The sequence below is a fragment of the Bradyrhizobium sp. UBA2491 genome (assembly GCF_002341725.1).
Taxonomy (GTDB): Bacteria; Pseudomonadota; Alphaproteobacteria; order Rhizobiales; family Xanthobacteraceae; genus Bradyrhizobium.
Map to the genome: position 1 here is coordinate 1 of NZ_DDOP01000027.1, position 21,690 is coordinate 21,690.

At 65.5% G+C, this 21,690-nt stretch carries 17 protein-coding genes and 1 riboswitch; of the genes, 8 read left to right on the forward strand and 9 right to left on the reverse strand.

What is annotated here, in order from left to right:
- Nucleotides 1-140 precede the first annotated feature (140 nt).
- Nucleotides 141-1,205, reverse strand: a complete 1,065-nt coding sequence (locus B2W55_RS07930) for a ketopantoate reductase family protein (protein ID WP_024584840.1) — start codon at nucleotides 1,203-1,205, stop codon at nucleotides 141-143.
- An 81-nt stretch (nucleotides 1,206-1,286) separates the two neighbouring features.
- Here B2W55_RS07930 and B2W55_RS07935 point away from each other — a divergent pair, with 81 nt between their 5' ends.
- From B2W55_RS07935 to B2W55_RS07960, 6 genes are all read left to right on the forward strand, one after another.
- On the forward strand, nucleotides 1,287-2,552 hold the full coding sequence (locus tag B2W55_RS07935; protein ID WP_160306646.1) for a TetR/AcrR family transcriptional regulator: 1,266 nt from the start codon (nucleotides 1,287-1,289) through the stop codon (nucleotides 2,550-2,552).
- Between the two features lie 287 nt (nucleotides 2,553-2,839).
- Nucleotides 2,840-4,078 carry a branched-chain amino acid ABC transporter substrate-binding protein gene (locus B2W55_RS07940; protein ID WP_024584838.1) on the forward strand — a complete coding sequence of 413 codons (1,239 nt, stop codon included), beginning with the start codon at nucleotides 2,840-2,842 and terminating at the stop codon, nucleotides 4,076-4,078.
- Nucleotides 4,079-4,216: 138 nt separating this feature from the next.
- Nucleotides 4,217-5,164 carry a branched-chain amino acid ABC transporter permease gene (locus B2W55_RS07945; protein ID WP_024584837.1) on the forward strand — a complete coding sequence of 316 codons (948 nt, stop codon included), beginning with the start codon at nucleotides 4,217-4,219 and terminating at the stop codon, nucleotides 5,162-5,164.
- A complete protein-coding gene (locus B2W55_RS07950; protein ID WP_024584836.1) occupies nucleotides 5,161-6,453 on the forward strand; it encodes a branched-chain amino acid ABC transporter permease in 1,293 nt (430 codons plus the stop codon). Before B2W55_RS07945 ends, B2W55_RS07950 begins: the two co-directional genes overlap by 4 nt.
- Nucleotides 6,450-7,199: an ABC transporter ATP-binding protein gene (locus B2W55_RS07955; protein ID WP_024584835.1), complete on the forward strand. Its 750-nt coding sequence runs from the start codon at nucleotides 6,450-6,452 to the stop codon at nucleotides 7,197-7,199. Before B2W55_RS07950 ends, B2W55_RS07955 begins: the two co-directional genes overlap by 4 nt.
- A complete protein-coding gene (locus tag B2W55_RS07960; RefSeq protein WP_024584834.1) occupies nucleotides 7,199-7,894 on the forward strand; it encodes an ABC transporter ATP-binding protein in 696 nt (231 codons plus the stop codon). The genes B2W55_RS07955 and B2W55_RS07960 overlap by 1 nt, the downstream gene beginning before the upstream one ends.
- Nucleotides 7,895-7,931: 37 nt before the next feature.
- Here the strand turns inward: B2W55_RS07960 and B2W55_RS07965 are convergent, their stop codons facing one another.
- Nucleotides 7,932-8,648: an autoinducer binding domain-containing protein gene (locus B2W55_RS07965; protein ID WP_051404382.1), complete on the reverse strand. Its 717-nt coding sequence runs from the start codon at nucleotides 8,646-8,648 to the stop codon at nucleotides 7,932-7,934.
- A gap of 691 nt (nucleotides 8,649-9,339) precedes the next feature.
- Here B2W55_RS07965 and B2W55_RS07970 point away from each other — a divergent pair.
- Nucleotides 9,340-11,715, forward strand: a complete 2,376-nt coding sequence (locus B2W55_RS07970; protein ID WP_080890866.1) for a sensor domain-containing phosphodiesterase — start codon at nucleotides 9,340-9,342, stop codon at nucleotides 11,713-11,715.
- Nucleotides 11,716-11,765: 50 nt separating this feature from the next.
- Nucleotides 11,766-12,662, forward strand: a complete 897-nt coding sequence (locus tag B2W55_RS07975) for an NAD(P)-dependent oxidoreductase (RefSeq protein ID WP_024584831.1) — start codon at nucleotides 11,766-11,768, stop codon at nucleotides 12,660-12,662.
- Between the two features lie 92 nt (nucleotides 12,663-12,754).
- On the opposite strand, the gene uca is transcribed toward B2W55_RS07975, so the two are convergent.
- The 7 genes from uca to B2W55_RS08010 all read right to left on the reverse strand — a co-directional run bounded on the left by uca (nucleotide 12,755) and on the right by B2W55_RS08010 (nucleotide 21,689).
- On the reverse strand, nucleotides 12,755-16,297 hold the full coding sequence (gene uca / locus B2W55_RS07980) for an urea carboxylase (protein ID WP_024584830.1): 3,543 nt from the start codon (nucleotides 16,295-16,297) through the stop codon (nucleotides 12,755-12,757).
- Nucleotides 16,298-16,300: 3 nt separating this feature from the next.
- Nucleotides 16,301-16,939 carry an urea amidolyase associated protein UAAP2 gene (locus tag B2W55_RS07985; protein WP_024584829.1) on the reverse strand — a complete coding sequence of 213 codons (639 nt, stop codon included), beginning with the start codon at nucleotides 16,937-16,939 and terminating at the stop codon, nucleotides 16,301-16,303.
- Nucleotides 16,936-17,781, reverse strand: coding sequence for an urea amidolyase associated protein UAAP1 (locus B2W55_RS07990; RefSeq protein ID WP_024584828.1), 846 nt, complete (start codon nucleotides 17,779-17,781; stop codon nucleotides 16,936-16,938). Before B2W55_RS07990 ends, B2W55_RS07985 begins: the two co-directional genes overlap by 4 nt.
- The gene (locus tag B2W55_RS07995) at nucleotides 17,778-18,611 is read right to left on the reverse strand and encodes an ABC transporter ATP-binding protein (RefSeq protein ID WP_024584827.1); all 834 of its coding nucleotides are present in this window, start codon (nucleotides 18,609-18,611) and stop codon (nucleotides 17,778-17,780) included. The genes B2W55_RS07990 and B2W55_RS07995 overlap by 4 nt, the downstream gene beginning before the upstream one ends.
- Nucleotides 18,608-19,426, reverse strand: coding sequence for an ABC transporter permease (locus B2W55_RS08000; RefSeq protein WP_024584826.1), 819 nt, complete (start codon nucleotides 19,424-19,426; stop codon nucleotides 18,608-18,610). Before B2W55_RS08000 ends, B2W55_RS07995 begins: the two co-directional genes overlap by 4 nt.
- A 46-nt stretch (nucleotides 19,427-19,472) precedes the next feature.
- Nucleotides 19,473-20,546 (reverse strand): putative urea ABC transporter substrate-binding protein, encoded by a 1,074-nt coding sequence (locus tag B2W55_RS08005; RefSeq protein WP_024584825.1) that lies wholly within the window; start codon nucleotides 20,544-20,546, stop codon nucleotides 19,473-19,475.
- A 78-nt stretch (nucleotides 20,547-20,624) separates the two neighbouring features.
- Nucleotides 20,625-20,735, reverse strand: a riboswitch (guanidine-I (ykkC/yxkD leader).
- A 309-nt stretch (nucleotides 20,736-21,044) separates the two neighbouring features.
- The gene (locus B2W55_RS08010) at nucleotides 21,045-21,689 is read right to left on the reverse strand and encodes a glutathione S-transferase family protein (RefSeq protein ID WP_024584824.1); all 645 of its coding nucleotides are present in this window, start codon (nucleotides 21,687-21,689) and stop codon (nucleotides 21,045-21,047) included.
- Between the last annotated feature and the right edge of the window lies 1 nt (nucleotide 21,690).

Below are 21,690 nucleotides of genomic sequence, written 5' to 3' on the forward strand. Positions count from 1 at the left end.
CGCCCGGGGCCACCCCTCTCCCCACCCTCTCCCGCAAGGGGAGAGGGAGCCTGATTGGCGTGCTCACCTCACTGGGGCCAGTCGCGATTTGCGCGTACCCGCATGGCGGGGACGCGTGATGCCCCCGCCATCGACGCGCTTCACTGCGCGCCCGAACCGCCCTGCACGATCTTCTCGTTCAGCTTCTGGTCGACGGTCTCGACCGTGCGGTCGATCTCGGCGCTGGGGTTACCGAGCTGGTGCGAGATCAGCTTCACCAGGAGGTCGACGCGCTCGATGAACGGCGCGCCGGCGGCGACCGCGCGGGCCGCCGATGACGGCTTGAGCAGGCTTTCCGCCGCCTTGGCATATTTCGCGAACGGCACCTGGTCCGCCGGATCGGCGCCGAGCTTGCGCGCGATGCCGTCGACATGGTCATAGATCGCCTGCGAGCGCGTGAGGTCGCCATGCACGGCGTCGCGGATCGATTGCGGCTCAGTCGGCGTGATGCAGCGGTAGTTGCCGGTCAGCAGCATCGACCATTTCGCCAGCGGCACGAACAACGAATCGAACACCTTCAGCTTCACCGGCACGTCCTGGCCGTCGAGCGTGACCGCGTCGATGTCGGCCTCGAGCTCACGCAGCACCTTGTTGTGCTTGTCGTCGGCGAAGACCGAAGCCTTGAAGTTGGTCGGCAGACCGACATGCAGCACATTGGCCTTCTCCTCCGGCGGACGGAAGGCCTGCGGATCGGGCGAGCACAGCGTCACCAGTCCCGGCTCGAAGCGCTCCCAGACCTGGGCGTTGGTGTAGGCCTCCTCGAGATCCATGCCGGCGAGCGCGGGGATCCGCTTCAGATACGGCAGCGGCGGCATGTTCATGATCGAGAGGCACGGCAGCTTCGCCGCCGCGATCTTGATCATCAGCACGCGCACGGTGTGGTTGGTGTATTGCGGCTCCTGCATCGCGAGGCCGACCATGTCGTAGCGCGACACGTCGACGTCGGCAGGCGTCACCGCGTCGAGCTTGCCCGGCAGGTCGCGCGACAAGATCGAGCGGTGCTCCTTCTCGTCGCGCAGCTTGATCCGGACCTCGGTGCCCTCGCGGTTGATCAGGTCCGCGGTGTTCTTCCGGCACACCAGGGACACGTTGTGCCCCGCCATCAGAAGCTTGGTCCCCAGCAGGGAGCCGTAGGAAGCTCCAAGGATCAGAATGTTGCGCGCCATGATCTCTCCAAAGACTACTGGTGTATGGTATACCAGCGTCTATCGCAGATCGACAAGCGGCTGCCAAGGGGATTATCTCGCGTGCGAGTTTCGCTCCGCGATCAGGAAGGGCATTCGAGCTTGCAAGTCGCCGCCGACCCGACCGATCGGGCAGAAGAAATCCTGGTCTCAGCTTCCCGGCTGTTTGCCCGCCACTCCTATGCGAATGTGACGATGGAGCAGGTCGCGGCGTCGGTCCGGGCCGTGCCGGGCGCGCTGTACCATTATTTCCGCGACAAGGAAGATCTGATCTTCCACTGCTATCTGCGCGGGCTGGCGATCTACCGGCACGAGATCGAAGCTGCCGCCGAGCCCGGCATCGACGGGCTCGAGATCATCAGGCGTTTCGTGCGCGGCAGGCTGCGGCCCGAAGGCCAGCGCATGATCCTGTTCACCGATATCGATGCGCTCGCCGCGCCCTATAGCAGCGAAGTCCATGCGAGGCGCTGGCAGAATGCCGCGCTGCTGGCCGATGTCCTCGATCGCGGCGTGGCCGACGGCTCGATCAGCTGCGACGAACCGCTGCTGACAGCCGTGGCGCTGATCTCGATGCTGGACTGGGTGCCGTTCTGGCTGTCGGAACGCGACTACTACACGCGTCAGCAGGCGATCGATGCCATCGACGATATCGTCACGCATGGCGTCTACCGGCGCGAGCTCGCGATCCCCGACATGCCCGAGCCGCTCAGCCTCGCCCCGTTCCTCGAGGCGCGCGCCAGCTTGAACAAGCGGGCCGCCAAGTTCGACAGGATGCTCTCGATCGCCTCCGACAGTTTCAACCGAAGGGGCGCGTCAGGCACGTCGCTCGAGAGCATCGCCGTCGATGCCGGCATGACCCGCGCCGGCATCTACTATCACTTCAGCGAGAAAGAGAGCCTGCTGCTGGCCTGCCTGCGGCGCGGCCTCGCCGGCGAGGTCGGCATTCGGGAGCACCTGCAACAGCATAGCCTTGGGGCATTCGAGCACACCGTGCAGAGGATCCGCCTGCTGCTGATGCTGCACGACACACCGTGCGGCCCGAAGGCGACCTACCACAACATCAACTATCTCAACGACCCTGACCGGAAAGCCTATGTCGGACAGGTGCTGGCCTCGATCCGGCAAAGCCAGAGCAGCTATGAGTGCTGGATCGACGAGGGTCGCATCCGCCGCATCGACACATATTTCGCCGAGCGTATTCTAACCGGAATGGTCCATTGGTATCCGATCTGGTTCAAGATCAGGCGTGACTGGCCTTCGGCACAGGTCGCAGATCATTTCGCGCGACTATTCCTGTCGGGCCTCAAGCCGCGTCGGCATCCGGCTTGAATCGCCAATTCGCATCCCGCCGCTATGATGCTTCCGGACGCGAGGGGCTTCGGACGACGTCGGCTCCAATGGCGGGCGGGGATGCCTCATCCAAAAGTTTACTTGCGGTTCAAATCTGCACCGGATCTCGCGGGATCTCGAAGCGTTTATAGCCTATAACATTATAATACCTCACGCTAAAACTTGACGCAATATTCAATGCGAAAGTTGCAGAAGCTCGGCAATTGGGGCTAAGAGACGGCTTCGATCGCTCAAGATCAAGAAACACCAGCAAGGGAGAAAGCAGGATGCGTAAACTGATCGTTGCTGCCACAACGGCGCTGACGGTGTTGGGAGGCGCGGCCTCCGCGCAGGAAACCGTCAAGATCGGTTACATCGATCCGCTGTCCGGCGGCGGTGCCAGCGTCGGCGAAGGCGGCCTGAAGACGTTCCAGTATCTCGCCGACGAGTTGAACGCCAAGGGCGGCATCCTCGGCCACAAGGTCGAGATCGTTCCGCTCGACAACAAGACCAATCCGCAGGAAAGCCTGGTGCAGGCGCAGAAGGCGATCGACGCCGGCGTCCACTACATCACGCAGGGCAACGGCTCATCGGTCGGCGCCGCGCTGGAGGATTTCGTCACCAAGCACAATTCGCGCAACCCCGGCAAGGAAGTGCTCTACTTCAACTACGCCGCGGTCGACCCGAGCATGACCAACGAGAAGTGCAGCTACTGGCATTTCCGCTGGGATGCGAACTCGGACATCAAGATGGAAGCGCTGACCAACTACATGAAGGGCCAGGCGTCCATCAAGAAGGTCTATCTGATCAACATGGACTATTCGTTCGGCCAGTCGGTGCGCACGACGGCGCGCAAGATGCTGGGCGAAAAGCGGCCGGACATCCAGATCGTCGGCGACGAACTGCATCCGATGCTCAAGGTCACCGACTTCTCGCCCTACATCGCCAAGATCAAGGCGTCGGGCGCCGACACCGTCGTGACCGGCAACTGGGGCCAGGACTTCGCGCTGCTGCTGAAGGCCGCGGCCGACGCCGGCCTCAAGGTCAACTGGTACACCTATTATGCCGGCGGCGCCGGCGGCCCGACCGCGATCAAGCAGACCGGCCTCGAGAACCAGGTGTTCCAGATCAGCGAAGGCGTGCCGAACTCCGGCAACAAGGCGGCGATGGATTTCGAAAAGGACTTCCGCGCCAAGACCGGCATTTCCGTGTGGTATCCGCGCGCGGTCAACGAGATGCGGATGTTCAAGGCGGCCGCCGAGAAGGCCAATTCGATCGACCCGGTGAAGGTCGCGGCCGCGCTCGAAGGCATGAAGTTCGAGGTGTTCGACGGCGGCGAGGGCTTCATGCGCAAGGACGATCACCAGTTCTTCCAGCCGATCTACATCTCCTCGTTCGGCGGTCTGGCCGACAAGGCCAAGGAGCCGTTCGACGAAGAGAACACCGGCTGGGGCTGGCACATCGTCTCCAAGATCGATACCGCCCAGACCATGCTTCCGACCACCTGCAACATGAAGCGGCCCTGATCGGCCGCCTTCCAATCCGCCTCCGCGCCCCTTCGGGGTCGCGGAGGCATTCGTCATCCGGCAGCGTCGGTGCCGGACCTCAATTCCCTCGACAGGTCTTTGATCACGTGAACCGTTCATCTCTCAAGCGGGTGCGCCGTGGCTGAGTTGATTGTCATCTCGACGCTGAACGGCGTCCTGTTCGGCATGCTGCTGTTCCTGTTGTCCAGCGGGCTGACCGTCATCTTCAGCATGATGGGCGTGCTCAACTTCGCCCATGCCAGCTTCTACATGCTGGGCGCGTTCTTCGGCTATCAACTGACGCGCTGGATCGGCTTCTGGCCGGCTCTGGTGCTGGCGCCGCTTCTGGTCGGCGCAGTCGGCATGGCGGTCGAGCGCTACGGCCTGCGCAACACCCACAAGCACGGCCATGTCGCCGAACTGCTGCTGACCTTCGGGCTCGCGTTCGCAATCGAAGAGATCGTCTCGATGATCTGGGGCAAGAGCCCGGTCGACTACCGGGTCCCGGCGGTGCTCGACTTCCCGGCCTTCACCGTGTTCTCCACCAACTACCCCGCCTACAAGATCTTCATGCTGGTCGTGTCCATCGTGATCTTCATCGCGCTGCTGGTCACGCTGAAGCGGACCCGGGTCGGCCTGATCGTGCAGGCCGCGCTGACCCATCCGAGCATGGTCGGCCATCTCGGCCACAATGTCGGCCGCGTCTTCATGCTGGTGTTCGGCGTCGGCAGCGCGCTCGCCGGGCTCGCCGGCGTGATCGCCGGGCCGTCGCTGGTGACGCAGTCCGACATGGCCGCGCTGCTCGGCCCGATCCTGTTCGTCGTCATCGTGTTCGGCGGCCTCGGCTCGCTGCCCGGCGCCTTCATCGCCTCGCTGCTGATCGGCCTGATCCAGACCTTCGCGGTCGCGCTGAACGGTTCGCTCGCCAGCGTGTTCGGTCCGCTCGATCCGAGCCTCGGCCCCTCGCCGCTCACCGACATCTGGAATGTCACGATCGCGCAGATCGCGCCGATCCTGCCCTATCTGCTGCTGGTGCTGGTCCTGATCTTCCGCCCCATGGGCCTGTTGGGGACGCGTGAGTCATGAGCAACGCTGCCCCCCCCGCTCCTGCCGCGACCAAACAGGAATCCGGCGGCGCCCTCGGCTTCTATGGCGTCTGGCTGCTCGCAGCCGCGGCGCTCGTCGTGCTGCCGCTGGTGTTCTCCTCCGGCGGCTCGCTGACCTCGTTCAGCCTGATCGGCATCGCGATCATCTTCGCGCTGTCCTACAACATCCTGCTCGGCCAGACCGGCCTGCTGTCGTTCGGCCACGCCGTGCAATACGGCCTCGGCGGCTTCCTCGCCGTCCACGCCATGAACGCGGTCGCGAGCCACAACTGGCCGATCCCGCTGCCGGTGATTCCGCTGGTCGGCGGCATCGGCGGCATGGCCTTCGCGGTCGTGGTCGGCTGGGTCATGACCAAGCGCGCCGGCACGGTGTTCGCGATGATCTCGCTCGGCATCGGCGAACTGGTCGCCTCGTCGTCGCTGATCCTGCGCAGCGTGTTCGGCGGCGAGTCCGGCATCACCACCGACCGCACCTCGCTGATGCCGCTGTTCGGCTGGACCTTCGGACCGCAGCTCCAGGTCTATTACCTGATCGCGTTCTGGGTGCTGGTCTCGGCGATCGCGATGTATGCGCTGACCCGGACGCCGCTCGGCCGGATCTGCAACGCGGTGCGCGACAATCCCGAGCGCGTCGAGTTCATCGGCTACGATCCGCATGTGGTGCGCTACCTCGCCTACATGTTCGCGGGCTTCTTCGCCGGCATCGCCGGTGGACTGACCGCGATCAATTTCGAGATCGCCAACTCGGCCTATCTCGGCGCGACGCAATCCGGCCTGGTGCTGTTCTCCGCCTTCATCGGCGGCACCGCCTATTTCTTCGGGCCGATCCTCGGCGCCATCCTGGTGACCTACCTGCAACTCGGGCTGACCAGCGTCACCTCGGTCTGGCAGCTCTATTTCGGCATCATCTTCATCGGCATCGTGATGTTCGCGCCCGGCGGCATCGCCGGCATCCTGATGAAGCATCGACCGCTGATCCGCGCCGGCACGCTTGGCACCGTGATCCCGTCCTATCTGGTCGCCGCGATCCCGACCCTGGCGTTTGCGCTCGGCATCATCCTGACCATCGAGACCGTCGCGCGCTTCTCCGGCGGCGATCCGATCAAGCTGCTCGGCATCCCGTTCATCGCGACCGCGCCGACGACCTGGGTGACCGCTGCGGTGCTGCTCGTCGGCGGCTTCATTGTCGCGCGCATCACCTGGAGGCGCGTCGCGGAAGCCTGGGATCGCGCCGCGACGGTGGCCCGTGATCGGGGGTATCTCGCATGACCGCTGCCATTCAAGTCAACGCCGTCGAGAAGAGCTTCGGCAATGTGCAGATCATCCGCGACCTCAACCTGAGCGTCGCCAAGGGCGAGCGTCACGCCATCATCGGCCCGAACGGCGCCGGCAAGTCGACGACGTTCAACCTGATCTCCGGCCACATCAAGCCGACCTCGGGCGAGATCCGCCTCAACGGCGAGGTCACCTCGGGGCTGCGGCCGTTCGAGATCAACCGGCGCGGCCTGTCGCGCTCGTTCCAGGTGACCAACGTGTTCGCCCGCATGACGGTGTGGGAGAACGTCCGCTGCGCCGTGCTGTGGGCCACCGGCCACCGCTATGCGTTCTGGAAGAACGTCGACGGTCTGCCCGAGGTGAAGCAGCGCACCGCGCAGATCCTCGACGACATCCATCTCAGCCATCGCCGCGACGTGCCGGCGGGCCTGTTGACGTACGCCGAGCAGCGCGAGCTCGAGATCGGCATCACGATCGCCGGCGGCGCCAGCGTCATCATGCTGGACGAGCCGACCGCCGGCATGAGCCACGCCGAGACCGATCGCGCGGTCGCGCTGATCCGTCGCCTCACCGAGGGCCGCACGCTCGTCATCGTCGAGCACGACATGAGCGTGGTGTTCGGCCTCGCCGACCGCATCTCGGTGCTGGTCTACGGCCACATCATCGCCTCCGGCACGCCGGAGGAGATCCGCGGCAACCCGAAGGTCAAGGAAGCCTATCTCGGCGAGGAGGTCGACTGATGCTCGAGGTCAGGAATCTTCACGCCTATTACGGCAAGAGCCACATCCTGCAAGGCGTCGATCTCGACATCGCCGCCGGCGAGGTGGTGAGCCTGCTCGGCCGCAACGGCGTCGGCCGCTCCACCACCGTCAAGGCGATCATGGGCGAGGTGCCGCCGCAAGGCACCATCCGCTTCAAGGGCAAGGACATCGCGGGCCTGCCGAGCCACAAGATCGCGCGCCTCGGGCTCGGCTATGTGCCGGAGCATCGCGACATCTTTCCGAGCCTGACGGTGCGCCAGAACCTGCTGCTCGGCATCAAGGACCCGCGCCGCCCCGGCAAGTGGCGGTTGCAGGAGATGCTCGACATGTTCCCCAACCTCGCCCGCCGCGCCGACACGCCGGCCGGCGTGCTGTCGGGCGGCGAGAAGCAGATGCTGACCACCTGCCGCACCCTGCTCGGCGATCCCGAATTGATGATGATCGACGAGCCGACCGAAGGTCTGGCGCCGCTGATCGTGCAGCAGGTCGGCGAATTGATCGCGCGGATCGCCAAAGCCGGCGTCGCCATCCTGCTGGTCGAACAGAAGCTGTCGATCGCGATGAAGATCTCGAACCGGGTCTACATCATGGGCCACGGCCGCGTCGTGTTCGAAGGCACGCCCGAGCAACTCAAGAACAACGCCGCGATCCGCGAGGAATGGCTGGAGGTGTGAGGCGGCCGATCTCGCCGGACCGGACGCGGAAACGCGGTCAGGTGATCAGGCGGAGCCGCAGCAGCTCGGCGACGGCTTGAGCGGTGTTGCGCGCCTGCACCTTCTCGCGCACTGACCTCAGGTGCTTGTCGACGCCGTGGCCCGAGATGCCCATCTTCGCGCCGATCTCGCGCTCGTTGAGCCCGGAGGCCGCGAGCTGCACCGCTTCACGCTCCCGCAGGGTGACGTTGATCGCCGGATGCAGCTGCGCCATGTTCCACAGACGAAGCGCGCGGCCGACGGCATAGGTCGCGATGATGCGCAGCTCATGCCGCTTCCGTGCATCGACGTTCAAGCTTTCGCCGGCGATCACAAAGCCGATCAGGTTGCCGTCCAGCGACGGCAGCGAGATCGCAAAACCCTCCTTCAATCCGAACGCGGCGAGCTCGGCGACGATCCGGCGGGATAATGGATGCTCCAGATATTGCGGAGCGATCTCACTCCAGAGAAAGGGCCGGTGGCGCTCCCGGATGCAGCGCCGGATCGGATCATGCTCGGAGTAGTTCATGGAGGTGTAGCGTTGCAGCCAATCTGCCGGCCAGGAGTTCAGCAGGATGCACCGGGAGTCCGCGGCTTGCATTCCCTGTTGCGGCATAACCCACGCAATGAACGAACTCGCCCCGTAGCCAGAGACCTGCCGCATCACCTCGGCCACGATTTCCGCTTCAGTGCTGGCGCTCTCAAGCCGGGTCACGAAATCCGAAGTCGCTTCCAATGGGCGCTCTGATGGCGACCTTGACCGCATTTTAAAGCATCCTCCTTCAACGATGGCCCACACTGGCATAAGCGGACTCTTCACCGTGCGATGGCACGGCGCGTCTCTTGTTGTTGGAGAGGCTGCTGGCGCCGCATCTCGAAAAGTGAATCACCTTGGCTTCAATTCACGAGATCGTCAAATGCGATGTGCCTGCCGCGTTCGCACCGACACAAAGTTCGCACCCGAGTTTGATCGGACAGACTGCGCCAGCTCAAGCCTCGCGTCAGCCTCGCGCGCTCGCGCACAGCAGCTACGGAATTGCGTACTTACAATCGCAAATCATGTCGCCGATAATTTTCAACGCCTAGCAACGATTCTTGCGCGCCGCAAAGACAAGCCTGGAGTGGAGGGACGACGGGTATCGGTTTGGTGCAGCGGAAAACGCGTGAATCATCGCGTCGCCGGGCAGCGGAAGCAATTCAAGATCTGACCGGCCTGCTTGCCGGATCGCCCTGAGGGGATGGCGACACGGCGTCAGCGCAAGAGGGCGCGCCTGCCGCTGCTCACGCAGCGGCGGCAGGCGATGTCCGGACATTTGCGCCGTCGCAGCAGCGGCCAGGTCGGCATTGTCCGCTGCGCGATTTATGAGTGTCCATGCCCGAGCGCGAGCACCAAAGCACCTTGTTGATGATCGGACCTGCCGACGGCCATGACTCCCGCACCCGCTAATCGGATGCTCGCGACGCTCGGCGTCGTGAGCGAGATCATCCTGCGTGCCAAGAACAACACGGAACTGTTCGAAGGCGTCGCGGTCGCGACCGCCCACGGCGGCAACTTTCTCGGAACCGCAATCCTGATGCGCGGCGCGGATGGAAGCACTCATCTCGCGGCGTCTGCGGGGATCGGCATTCCCGGGCTCGATGCGCGGCAGCCGGCAGGTCCCGGCGGCGTGATCGGCGCGACGCTGCGCTCCGGCGAGCCGAGCATCGCGCACGACTGCTGGGCCGACGAACTGCTCGCGCCATGGCATGAGGAATACAAGGAACTCGGGGTGCGCGCCGCGGCGGCGATCCCGATCCTGTGCAGGGGCAGCACGGCTGGAGTCCTGGTCGTTCTTGCGAGCGCACCGACCGCGCTGACGTGGCGCAATATCCTGGCGCTGACCCGCATTGCCGACAACGTCGCATTCGGCCTCGACACGTTCGATCGCTCGTCGCAGACCGCGGCCTTGACGCGGATGCTCAGCGCGTTGACCGAGACCGACGAAGCGATCATGCGCTCCGCGACGCAGGACGAACTGTTCCGGCTGGTGTGCGAGGCCACGATCAAGGGGGCGCGCTTCAGCTCGGGAAGCGTGATGCTGGTCGAGCCCGGGAACCCGACGTGCAAACTCGCGGCGAGTGCCGGTATCGCCGCCGACTATGTCAGGTCGCTCACCCTGTCGATCGATCCCACCATCCCGGAAGGACAAGGCCTGACGGGAACGGCCTACCGGACCAGGCGCCCCGCCATCGCCAACGATTTTCAGCGGGATCCCAGGACTGCCCACTGGCACGGTCGCGCGATCGAGACCACGCGCTCGGGCGGCGCATTTCCGCTCACCGACGACGAGCGCGTCATCGGGGTGCTGCTGCTGCTGTCGCTCGAGGTCGATACGTTCACGCCAGAGTTCGTCGACATCCTGGAGAGGCTTGCCGCCAACGTCTCGTTTGCGCTGACCAACCTCGCACGGCACGAGAAGAAGCGGATTGCCGAAAGGCGGATCGAGTATCTCGCGTCGCATGACGACCTGACCGGCCTCTCCAACAGGGCGATGTTCAACCGGGCGCTCGATCTCTGCGTCGAGGACGCCCGCGCCTGCAACGGCTGCTGCGCCGTCATGTTCATCGACATCGACGGCTTCAAATCGGTCAATGACACGCTGGGTCACCACGCCGGCGACAGGCTCTTGACCGTGATCGCCGGCCGCCTCAAGGGCGTGGTGCCGAATGCGCGGACGGTGGCGCGGATCGGCGGCGACGAGTTCGTGATCATCCTCGACGATGAGACGAATAGCGTCGCCTTGCAGTCGACCACGCTCGCACTGCTGACCGAACTGTCGCGGCCGATCCAGATCGACAATGACGAATGCCGCGTATCCGGCAGTATCGGTGTCGCCGTATACCCGCAGGACGGCAGTTCGCCATCGGCGCTCATCAAGCACGCCGACATGGCGATGTATTCGGCGAAGACCTCCGGCAAGGATACCTGCTGCTTCTTCACGCCCACGATGGAGCAGCGCATCCAGGAACGGCGCGACGTCGTGTCCGGTCTGCAACGGGCGCTGGAGCGAAGCGAGTTCGTGCTGTTCTTCCAGCCCAAGGTCGACGCCTGCTCATCGAACATCGGCGGCCTCGAAGCGCTGATCCGCTGGAACCGCCCGGATGTCGGTCTTGTGCCACCCAGCGAATTCGTTCCGATCGCCGAGGAGTCGCGGCTGATCGTGCAGATCGGCCGTTGGGTCATCCTGGAAGCTTGCAGGCAGATGGTCGAATGGCTGGCCGCGGGCGCGCCGCCCATCACCATCGCCGTGAACCTGTCGGCGCCGCAGTTCTCGGACATCGAACTGCCGAGCTATATCGACGCCGTGCTGCGCGAGACCGGCCTGCCGGCCCGCCTGCTGCAGATCGAGATCACGGAAAGCATGGTCATGGCGAACGAACCGGAGATCGCGCAAAACCTCGACGCGCTGCGCAGCCGCGGCATCAGGCTTGCGATCGACGACTTCGGAACCGGTTACTCGCTGATGTCGCTGTTGCGGAAGTATCCGATCGACGTGATCAAGATCGACCGTGCGTTCGTCTCGGGCATCCCCGACAGCGCGCATGACTGCGCCATCACCGAAGCGATGATCACGATGGCGAAGGGACTGGGGCTGATGGTCGTCGCCGAGGGCGTCGAAACCCGGCGCCAGGAGCAATTCCTGCTGCAACGGCGGTGCGACTACTTGCAGGGCCATCTCTATTGCCCGCCGATTCCGGCCGCGGACATGCTGAGGCTGCTACTGACAAACAGGAATTTCAGCGCCAGCGACCCAGTGACCTAGCATGGTCGTTGCAATGAAAGATCAAGAGCGATGGCAAGGCGGAGACTGACGTGACTGAATCCTGCAATGTTGCATTTCTTGGCATCGGCCTGACCGGCGGAATCATGGCCCGGCGACTGATCGCCGCCGGCTTTCCAACGACGCTCTGGGACAACGCAAGCGACGAAGCAGCGGCCGTCGCCTCGATCGGCGGCACGGTCGCGGCGTCGCCGGCCGATGCGGTCCGGGACGCCCATGTCGTGCTGACCATGCTCGGCCGCAACCCGGCGGTCGCCGACATCATCCTCGCGGAGGCGACCGCGCAGGCGCTGCAACCCGGCACGGTCGTGATCGACATGAGCCTGATCAGTCCGTCCGAAGTCAGGGAGAACGCTGCGCGCCTCGCCGAGCTGCGGGTCGCGCATATCGACGCGCCGGTCTCGGGCGGCGTCCGCGGCGCCGAGTTCGGGTCGCTCGTGATCGTGGCCGGCGGCGATCCCGCGGTGTTTGCGCGGGTCGAGCATTTGCTGCGCGTCCTCGGGCGTCCGATCCATGTCGGCCCCGCGGGAACGGGCCAGCTGGCGAGGCTCGCCAACCAGATCATCGTCGGCGCCTCGATCGGCGCCCTTGCCGAGGCGCTCGTGCTGGCCGAGCACGGCGGCGCGGATCCAATCAATGTGCGCAAGGCGCTGCGCGCAGGCTTTGCCGAGAGCCGGGTGCTGGAGTTGCAGCTCGAACGGATGGTCGCGCGCAATTTCACGACGAAGACGGGGTCGGCGGGCCAGCTGAGCGCGCTCGAAGATGCGCTCGATACGGCGCGCGCGCTCGATCTGAAGCCGATGCCGTACACCGCACTGACCGCTGACCTGCTGCGAACGCTCGTCGAGCGGTCCGGCGATATCGACCACAGCGCCATGATCCTCGAGCTGGAGCGGCGCTGCGGAACGGCGTCGCTCCTGGTCGATTGAGGGGCTGGGCCACGGTCGACGGTGCCTCGCTCGGCCGGCCGGGTGACACGCAGCCGGACGTCACCGCAGCAGCGACGTGACCCGCGCGCCGCTTACTCCGGCCCGATCAGGGCGACCACATCCCCCGCACGCAAGGTCTGGCCCGGCCTCACCGGCACCGATGCGATGCGGCCGGCCGCCGGCGCGAGCACCGAGATTTCCATCTTCATGGACTCGATGATCGCAAGCACGTCGCCGGCCGCGACCTTGGCGCCCTCCTCGGCCAGGACCTTCCAGATGTTGCCCGGCACTTCGGAGAAGGCGCCGATCTGGCCGTCTGGAATTCCTGTCGTGGCAACGCCCGCATCAATCGTCTCCGCCGGCGTCTCGTCGAGCCTCATCTCGCGCCAGCGCTGGCGCTCGGCATCGAATGCGGCTTGCTGCGTTGCCTTGAACGCGGCGATCGACGGCTGCGCCGCGGTCAATGTCTTCGCATAGTCGGCGTAGGAGAACTCGCCCTGCTCGATCCTGATGTCGTACTGCCCGTGCGGGAATGCAGCGCGGGCGTCGAGCAGTTCGTCGGCGTCGACCGGGAAGAAGCGAATCTTGTCGAAGAACCGCAGCAGCCAGGGATGGCCGGGCTCGAACACTTTCGTCGCGCGCCAGCTATTCCAGACCTGGATGGTGCGGCCGAACAGTTGGTAGCCACCCGGCCCTTCCATGCCGTAGATGCACATATAGGCGCCGCCGATCCCGACCGCGTTCTCCGGGGTCCAGGTCCGCGCCGGATTGTACTTCGTGGTCACCAGGCGATGCCGCGGATCGAGCGGGGTCGCCACCGGCGCGCCGAGATAGACGTCGCCGAGGCCGAGCACGAAATAATCGGCGTCGAACACGATGCGGCGGACGTCGTCCTCGCTGCCGAGCCCGTTGATGCGCCGGATGAACTCGACATTCGACGGGCACCACGGCGCATCCGCGCGCACCAGTTCCTGGTATTTGCGCATCGCAAGCTCCGCCTCTGGGTCGCGCCACGACAGCGGCAGGTGCACGGTGCGGCTCGGCACCCGCATCGCATCGACACCGGGCAACTCGAGCTCGATCCGCCCGAGCACGTCGAGCAGCTTTGCGCGCGACAGCGCCGTGCCGTCGTAATGGATCTGCAACGAGCGGATGCCGGGCGTCAGGTCGATCAGGCCGCCGAGCTTCGCGTCCTCCAGCGCCTGCGCCAGCACATGGACGCGCAGCCGCAACGCGATATCGAGCTCCATCGGGCCATATTCGACCAGGAGATTGTCGTCGCCGGCGCGGCGATACACCACCGGAATCGGGCCGTCCTCATTGCGCCCGACGATGGCCGAACCGAGTTCAGGCGCCTTCAGCACCGTGGGACCCGCAACCGGATCATCGCGTTTCACCGGCACGAAGCGCACGGTGTCGCCCGGCCTGAGCTGGCCGACTTTCCAGAGTTCGTCGCGCGCGACCACCGCAGGGCAGACGAAGCCGCCGAGGCTCGGCCCATCGGGGCCGAGGATGATCGGCATGTCGCCGGTGAAGTCGATCGAGCCGACCGCATAGGCGTTGTCGTGGATGTTGGACGGATGCAGCCCGGCCTCGCCGCCGTCGGCACGCGCCCAGCCGGGCTTCGGACCGATCAGCCGCACGCCGGTGCGGGCGCTGTTGAAGTGCACCTCGTAATCCGACGCAAACAGCGTTTCGATGTCCTCGTCGAGGAAGAAGTCCGGCGCGCCGTGCGGACCGTAGACCACGCCGATCTGCCACGCCGATGTGAGCTGCGGCTGTTCGTCCTCCGTGGCGTGCCGCGGCGCTGCCAGTCCGGATGATTGCGCGCCGATATGCAGCACATCCCCGGCCTTCAGCGAGCCCGTCGCATGACCGCCGAACGCGCCGAGTGCAAAGACGGCGCGCGAGCCGAGAATTTCCGGCACGTCGAAGCCGCCGCGGACGGCGAGATAGCTGCGCTGCCCCGGCCCCTTGATGCTGCCGATCGTGAGCGTCTGGCCGGCACGCACCGCGACCGGCTCGTTGTACGCAAACTCGATACCGTCGAGTGACGCCTTCATCTGCGCACCCGAGAGAGCGACGATCGCGTCGGTGTTGAAGCGCAAGGTCGGCCCGTTGACCGTCAGCTCCAGCGCGGTCGTCGTCTCCGGGTTGCCGACCAGGCGGTTGGCAAGCCGGAACGACCGCTCGTCCATCGGGCCGCTCGGCGGCACGCCGACATGCCAGAGATGCAGCCGGCCGGGCAATTCCTGCACGCCGCTCTGCGCTCCGGGTGCGACGACATCGATGGTGCGCGGGCGATAGGCGAATTCGCCGAGCACGCTGGTCGCGACCTGCCCGCTGCGGAACACGTCCGATGCGGCGATGGCACGCAGATAATCGAGATTGGTCTCGATGCCGGCCACGACCGTATCATCGAGTGCTCGCGAGAGCCGCGCGATGGCAGCTTCCCGCGTCTCGGCTGACACGATGATCTTGGCCAGCATCGGATCGTAGAACGGCGTCACCTCGGTGCCGGTCTCGATCCAGCCGTCGATTCGCGCATCCGGCGAAAACCTCACCTGCGTCAGCCGGCCCGCGCTCGGACGGAAGCCCGCGCCTGGATTCTCGGCATAGAGCCGCACCTCGATCGCAGCGCCCTCGGGCGCGAGCGCGCCCGCGGCACCCAAAACGTCCTCACCGGCGGCTTGCCGGATCATCCATTCGACGAGATCGACGCCGGTGACCTGCTCGGTGATGGGGTGCTCGACCTGCAAGCGCGTATTCACCTCGAGGAAGTAGAAATCCGCGCGTGCGACGTCGTAGATGAACTCGACCGTGCCAGCGGATTCGTAGGCGACCGCCTTGCCGAGTGCCACCGCGGCCGCATGGAGACGCCCGCGGGTCTCGGCAGAAAGCCCCGGCGCGGGCGTCTCCTCGAAGACCTTCTGGTTGCGCCGTTGCAGCGAGCAGTCGCGCTCGCCGAGCGCGACGACGTCACCCTTGCCGTTGCCGAAGATCTGCACCTCGATGTGGCGGGCGCGGGCGACGAACCGCTCCAGATAGACCCGCGCATCACCGAAACTGGCGCGCGCCGTGCGTTGCACTGAGGCAAAGCGCTCGCGCAGCGTCGCCATGTCGTGGCAGAGCTGCATGCCGATGCCGCCGCCGCCCGCCGTGCTCTTCAGCATCACCGGAAAGCCGATCCGCTCGGCTTCGCGCACCGCCTCGTCGATGGTCTCCAGCAGGCCGGAGCCCGGCAGCAGCGGCACGTCGCTGCGCTCGGCGAGCTCGCGTGCCCTGTGCTTGAGGCCGAAGGCGTCGAGATGCTCCGGCCGCGGCCCGATGAAGGCGATGCCGTGTTCGGCGAGCCGCTCAGCGAAACGGCGGTTCTCCGACAGGAAGCCGTAGCCGGGATGCACCGCCTGCGCGCCGGTCGCAAGGCATGCCGCCATGATCGCATCGACGTTGAGATAGCTCTCGGCCGCCGGCGCCGGACCGATCCGCACCGCCTCGTCGGCCGCGAGTACCGGCCGGGTGAAGCGGTCGGCGTCGGAGTAGATCGCGACCGAAGCGATGCCCATGCGGCGCAATGTTTCGCCGATCCGCCCGGCGATCTCGCCGCGGTTGGCAATCAGGACCTTGCTGAACATGCCTCACGCCTCCGGCTCGAAGATCGTCACCTGCACCGGCGTCGGGAAGAAGCCGTTGCAGGGATTGTTGATCTGCGGGCAGTTCGAGATCAGGCACAGCACGTCCATCTCGGCCACCAGTTCGATGGCGTCGCCAGGCCTGGAGACGCCGTCGACCACGGTGAAATTGCCGGCGGTGTCGATCGGCACGTTCATGAAGAAGTTGAGGTTGGGCACGATGTCGCGCTTCGACAGGCCATATTTCGCGGCCTCGATCACGAAATTCTCGCGGCAGGCGTGCTGGTAGCGGGTCTGGTGCCCGAACCGCACGGTGTTGCTCTCGCAGGAGCAGGCACCCGCCGAGGTGTCGTGCAGGCCGCAACTGTCGGCGGTGACGCGCAGCATCACGCGGCCCTCATTGGACATGATATTCGTGCCGAGCCCGACATAGGCCGAGCCCTGCACGCGCAGCGTGTCCTGACCGCTGTAGCGCTCGCCGAGATCACTGGCGCAATAGAACAGCGTGTCGACCGCCTGCTGGCCATGAGTGTCCGTGATCCGCAGCGTCTGTCCTTTGCGGACGATCGCCGACCATGGCTTGCGCGCTGGGATTTCGACATCGAGGACGATGCGGGCGCCGGCCCGAGCTGCCTGCGCGCTCATTGCACCGCTCCTTCGCTGGTCTCGCCGAAATGCAGCGCGTTGTTCTCGAAGGCGCGAATTGCTTCCGCGGTCGCGGTCCGGCACAGATCGTCGGCCGCGGGCCTGGCCGCGTGAAAGCGCACGATCTCGACGCTGCCCTGCGGATAGCACTCTGCGGGATCGAGCGGATGCGGGCAGTTCGACAGCGCGATCAACAGGTCCATCTCGGCGCGCAGATCGACGAAGTCGCCCTTGGCGCGGCGCGGCGCCGACCAGACAAACTTTCCATCCGCGTCGATGGCGACCGGCGCAAAGAAGCTGACACAGGGATGCACGTCGCGGCGGTCGAGCCCAAGCTTGTTCGCCGCGAGAATGAAGTTGTCGCGGGTGTTGCGGAAATTGCCGTCACCGTATTTCACCTGGTTGGTCGCGGCCGTCGAGCCGCCCACCACCGCGTCATGCGCCGCGCTGGTGTCCTCGGTGATGCCGAGCAGCGCGCGGCCCATGTCGGACAGCAGCACGCGGCCCTTCTGCAGCCGCGCCGCCCATTGCACCTTGATGGTGTCGGCGTGGTTCAGCCGTTCAGTGGTATCGGCCGCATTCCAGGCCAGCAGGCTGACGGTGGATGTCCCCATCGTGTTGACGAGCCGCAGCGTATCGCCGCGATTGAGCCGCGTGGTCCAGTACCAGCCGGCCGGAATCACCTCGCGATGGATGATCGCATCAGCGGCGATCGGTGCGGCGTCGCGCGCCGTCGGTGCCGGCAGCGCGCGCGGCGCATGCTCCTGGCCTGCGGCCTTCAGTTCGTTGTAGCGCCGGGTGTGCGCCGCGACCTCGGCCTTCTGTTCCTCTGTGAGGATCATGGTTGCTCCTTCAAGACGAGAGCGCCGGGCCGTCCCGGCTGATGCTCCTTGCCTGGCCGGGTCGTCCCGGCCGGAGCTGGTTGAACCGATGACCGCGGCTCGGCGCTGCGGCGCGGGAATATCTCGAGATCGCGCGACACCGTGGCGCCGTAGCGCTCGCGCTCCTCGGGCCGGTTGCGCGACCGCTCCAGCGCGATCACCCGCGTCGCGAGCCCGAACGCCTCGCTGAGATCGTGCGTGACCATTACGACAGTGAGGTTCGTCTCGTTCCACAGCCGCTTCATCAGCACATGGATGTCGGCGCGGATGCCCGGATCGAGCGCGCCGAACGGCTCGTCGAGCAGCAGGATTTTCGGCCCACGCATGATCGCCTGCGCGAGCGCGAGGCGCTGCTGCATGCCGCCCGACAGCGCGGACGGATATTTGCCCTCCTGGCCGGCAAGCCCGACCTCGGCGAGCAGCTTCATCGCATCGTCGGCCGCGGCACGGCGCGCCGCGCCGAACAGCCGGCCGATCAATTTGGCATCGCGCAGCTCACGCCCGAGCATGACGTTCTGCAACACCGTGAGATGCGGAAACACCGAGTAACGTTGAAACACCACGCCGCGGTCGGCGTCCGGCTCGCCGGGCAACGGCTTGCCGTCGACCAAAATCTGCCCGCGGCTCGGCTGCTCCTCGCCGAGCAGCATTCTGAGCAGCGTGGTCTTGCCGCAGCCGGACGGACCGACCAACGCGATGAACGCGCGCGGCTCGACCTCCATCGTGATGCGCTCCAGCACGATGTGATCGCCATATTCCTTCCAGACGTCATCGAACCGGATCGCGCTCATTCCGCCCTCACCGAGGCAAACCAGGGAAACAGCTTGCGCTGCGTGGCGCGCAGGCCAACATCGATCAGGAACGCGAGCAGCGTGATCCAGGCGACGTAGGGGATGATGACGTCCATCGCGAGATAGCGGCGCACCAGGAAGATCCGGTAGCCGAGCCCGGAATCCGAGGCGATCGCCTCGGCCGCGATCAGGAACAGCCAGGCCGGGCCGAGTTGCAGCCGCAGCACGTCGATCAGGCGCGGCAGGGTCTGCGGCATCGCGACCCGCAGCGCGATCTGCCAGGTCGAGGCGCCGAGCGTCTGCGCCTTGACGATCTGCTCGCGCGGCAGCTCCTGCACTTTCATGGCGAGGTCACGGACCATGCAGGGCAAGGTCCCGATCACGATCAACGCGATCTTGGAATTCTCCCCTAACCCCATCACGATGAACAGGATCGGCAGCAGCGCCAGCGGCGGCACCATCGACGTCACCGACACGAACGGCCCGAGCAGGGCATTGGCGCCCGGCAGCAGTCCGATCACGATGCCGAGCACCAGCGTCGCCACCGTCGAGATTGCCAGTGCCGATCCCAATCGCCCGAGGCTCGCGACCGTGTCCGACAGCATCAGGTAGCTGCCGGTGCGCGGATCGACCTCGAACGCCATCTGCTTGACGGCCTGCACCATGCTCGGCAGCGCCGGCAGCAGCTTGTCGTTCGGATTCTGCGCGAGCCGTGCGCCGGAGCCGGCGAAATAGGCGATTGCGACCAACAGGAACGGCAGCGCGAGAAGATAGAATCGCGTCTGCCGTCCCGGCCGTATGTTCACAAGTCGCATCGTCGGCTCCTGCCTGGAGATCGCGCCGTGGCGTCGGGGTTTGCGCTCAGAGCTTGCCCTTGGCGGCCTCGTCCATGTAGGTCGGATCGAAGCGCAGCTTGACGTTCGCCTTGTCGCCCAGCACCGACTTGTCGGCGAGCTCGATGCCGACGGCGTCGGCCGATTTCGCGCCCTTGCCGAGCAGGTCCTTCTCGAACAGGAATTTGCGGACGCGGTCCATCGTCGTGCCAACCGTCTTGCTGCGCGTGAAGGCCTCGGCGTCGGTTGCCTTGTCGAACAGCTTGGTGGTCGAGAGCTGGCTATCGAAACCGGCGAGATCGGTGCCGGAGGCCTTCGCCATTGCCTCCTTGGCGGCCTTCGCCGCCGGATCGTTGGCGGACATCTTGGCAATCGTCTCGTACCAGATGCCGACCAGCGCCTTGGCGAAATCCGGATTGTCCTTGGCGACCGCGGTGTTCACCACCATCAGGTCCATGATCTCGCCGGGGATCTGCGAGGAATCGAACACCTTCCTGGCGTCGGGCGAGCCGAGGATTTCGGTCACGATCGGATTCCAGGTCACCACCGCGCTGACGTCCGCCGTCTTGTAGGCGGCGGCGATATCGGCATCTGACGTGTTGACGACCCTGACGTCCTTCTCGCTCAGCTTGGAGGTCTCGAGCGCGCGCGCCAGCAGATAATGCGACACCGAGAACTCGACCAGATTGACCGACTGTCCCTTGATGGCAGCGAGGTCGGCCTTGTTCTTCAGGATCACGGCGTCGTTGCCGTTGGAGAAGTCGCCCATCACGACCGCCGTGGTGTCGACGCCGCCGGCGGCGGGAATCGACAGCGCGTCCATGTTGGTGATGGTGACGGCGTCGTAACCGCCGGCGGTGTACTGGTTGATCGATTCGACGTAGTCGTTGAACTGCTTGACCTCGATCGTGATGCCGTATTTGTCGGCCCACTTCTTGACGATGCCGGTGTCGGCCGCATAGCCCCACGGCATCCACCCGACATAGATCGACCAGGCGACCTTGAAATTCTTCTTCGGTGCGGCGTCGGCGGCAGGCGCGGCTGCGAGCACGATCGCGCAGCCGATCACAACAGAGCGAAGGAAGAAAACGAATTTGTTCATTGCCGATCCCTCTTGCGAAACTTCACAAAAAGGGACTGGCGAAAAGACCATCGCTCCGCCAATCCCTTGGCTGACGAGGTCTCCCGGGCTTTTATCCCGCCGTGCACCTGCGGGGATGTCTCCCCCGCAAGCGGCTGCTCTCGGACCAGCACCTTGCGTGGCAAGGTCGGAACCCTAGCGGCCAACTCGATGCCTGTGATGCACGAGCTGTGCCATCACGCCGGCAGTTGAATCTGATGAGATTTTCCGGGACGCGACGCCCGACCGCGACGGCATCCTGCTCAAAAACTGCGCAGCCCTGCCCAGAATTGGCTCTGTCCTTTCGCCGCCGGCGTCAGCAGGATCGGCAGAACGCAAACGCCGAGGGGATTCCGATGCGCAAGCTGTTGAGTGCCCTGTGCGGCGGCCTCTGGCGCGGCCTGCATGGCCGCTTCGGCTTGGCGCCGGCAAGCGAGGTTGGCGGCCCTAAGCGGGCTCGTACTTAGAGCCGTAAGATCTTCAAACCTTCACCGTGTTGACCGCGACGCTTTCCTTGTAGGCCGGCCGTGCCGTGACGCGGTCGAGATACGGCGTCGCGACGTCGCAGACGCCGACGTTATAGTCGATCGCCCACACCAGGCAGGTCGCGAGCAGGATGTCGGCGCTGGTGAACTGATCGCCCATCAGGTATTTGCGGCCATCCGACAGCGCCACTTCGACATGCCTGAGCTGCTGGCGGAAATACTCCGCGGCCTGCCCGACCACTTCGGGCGCGTGGCCGTAGATATGCGCGAGGCCCTTGAGGCCGTGTCTGCGCATCACATAGAGGCTGGTGGAGTCGAGCTCGGCCACGATGAAGAAGCACCATTCCAGCCACCGCGCGAAATCGCGCGGCCCGGCCGGCACCAGCGTGACATCGGGGTTGGAATAGGTGCGCGCCAGATAGGCGACGATCGCAGCGCTCTCCCCGATCGTGAAGTCGCCGTCCTGCAGCAGCGGAATCTTCTGCCGCGGATTGAGCTGGGTGTATTCCGCGGTCTTGGTCTCGCCCGAGCGCGGCAGGATCGGCTTGCAACGATAGTCGAGCCCGAGTTCGTGCAGCGCCCAGTGGGCGCGGATGGTCCGCGATGTCCCCACGCCCCACAGCGTCAAGGTTTCCGGCATG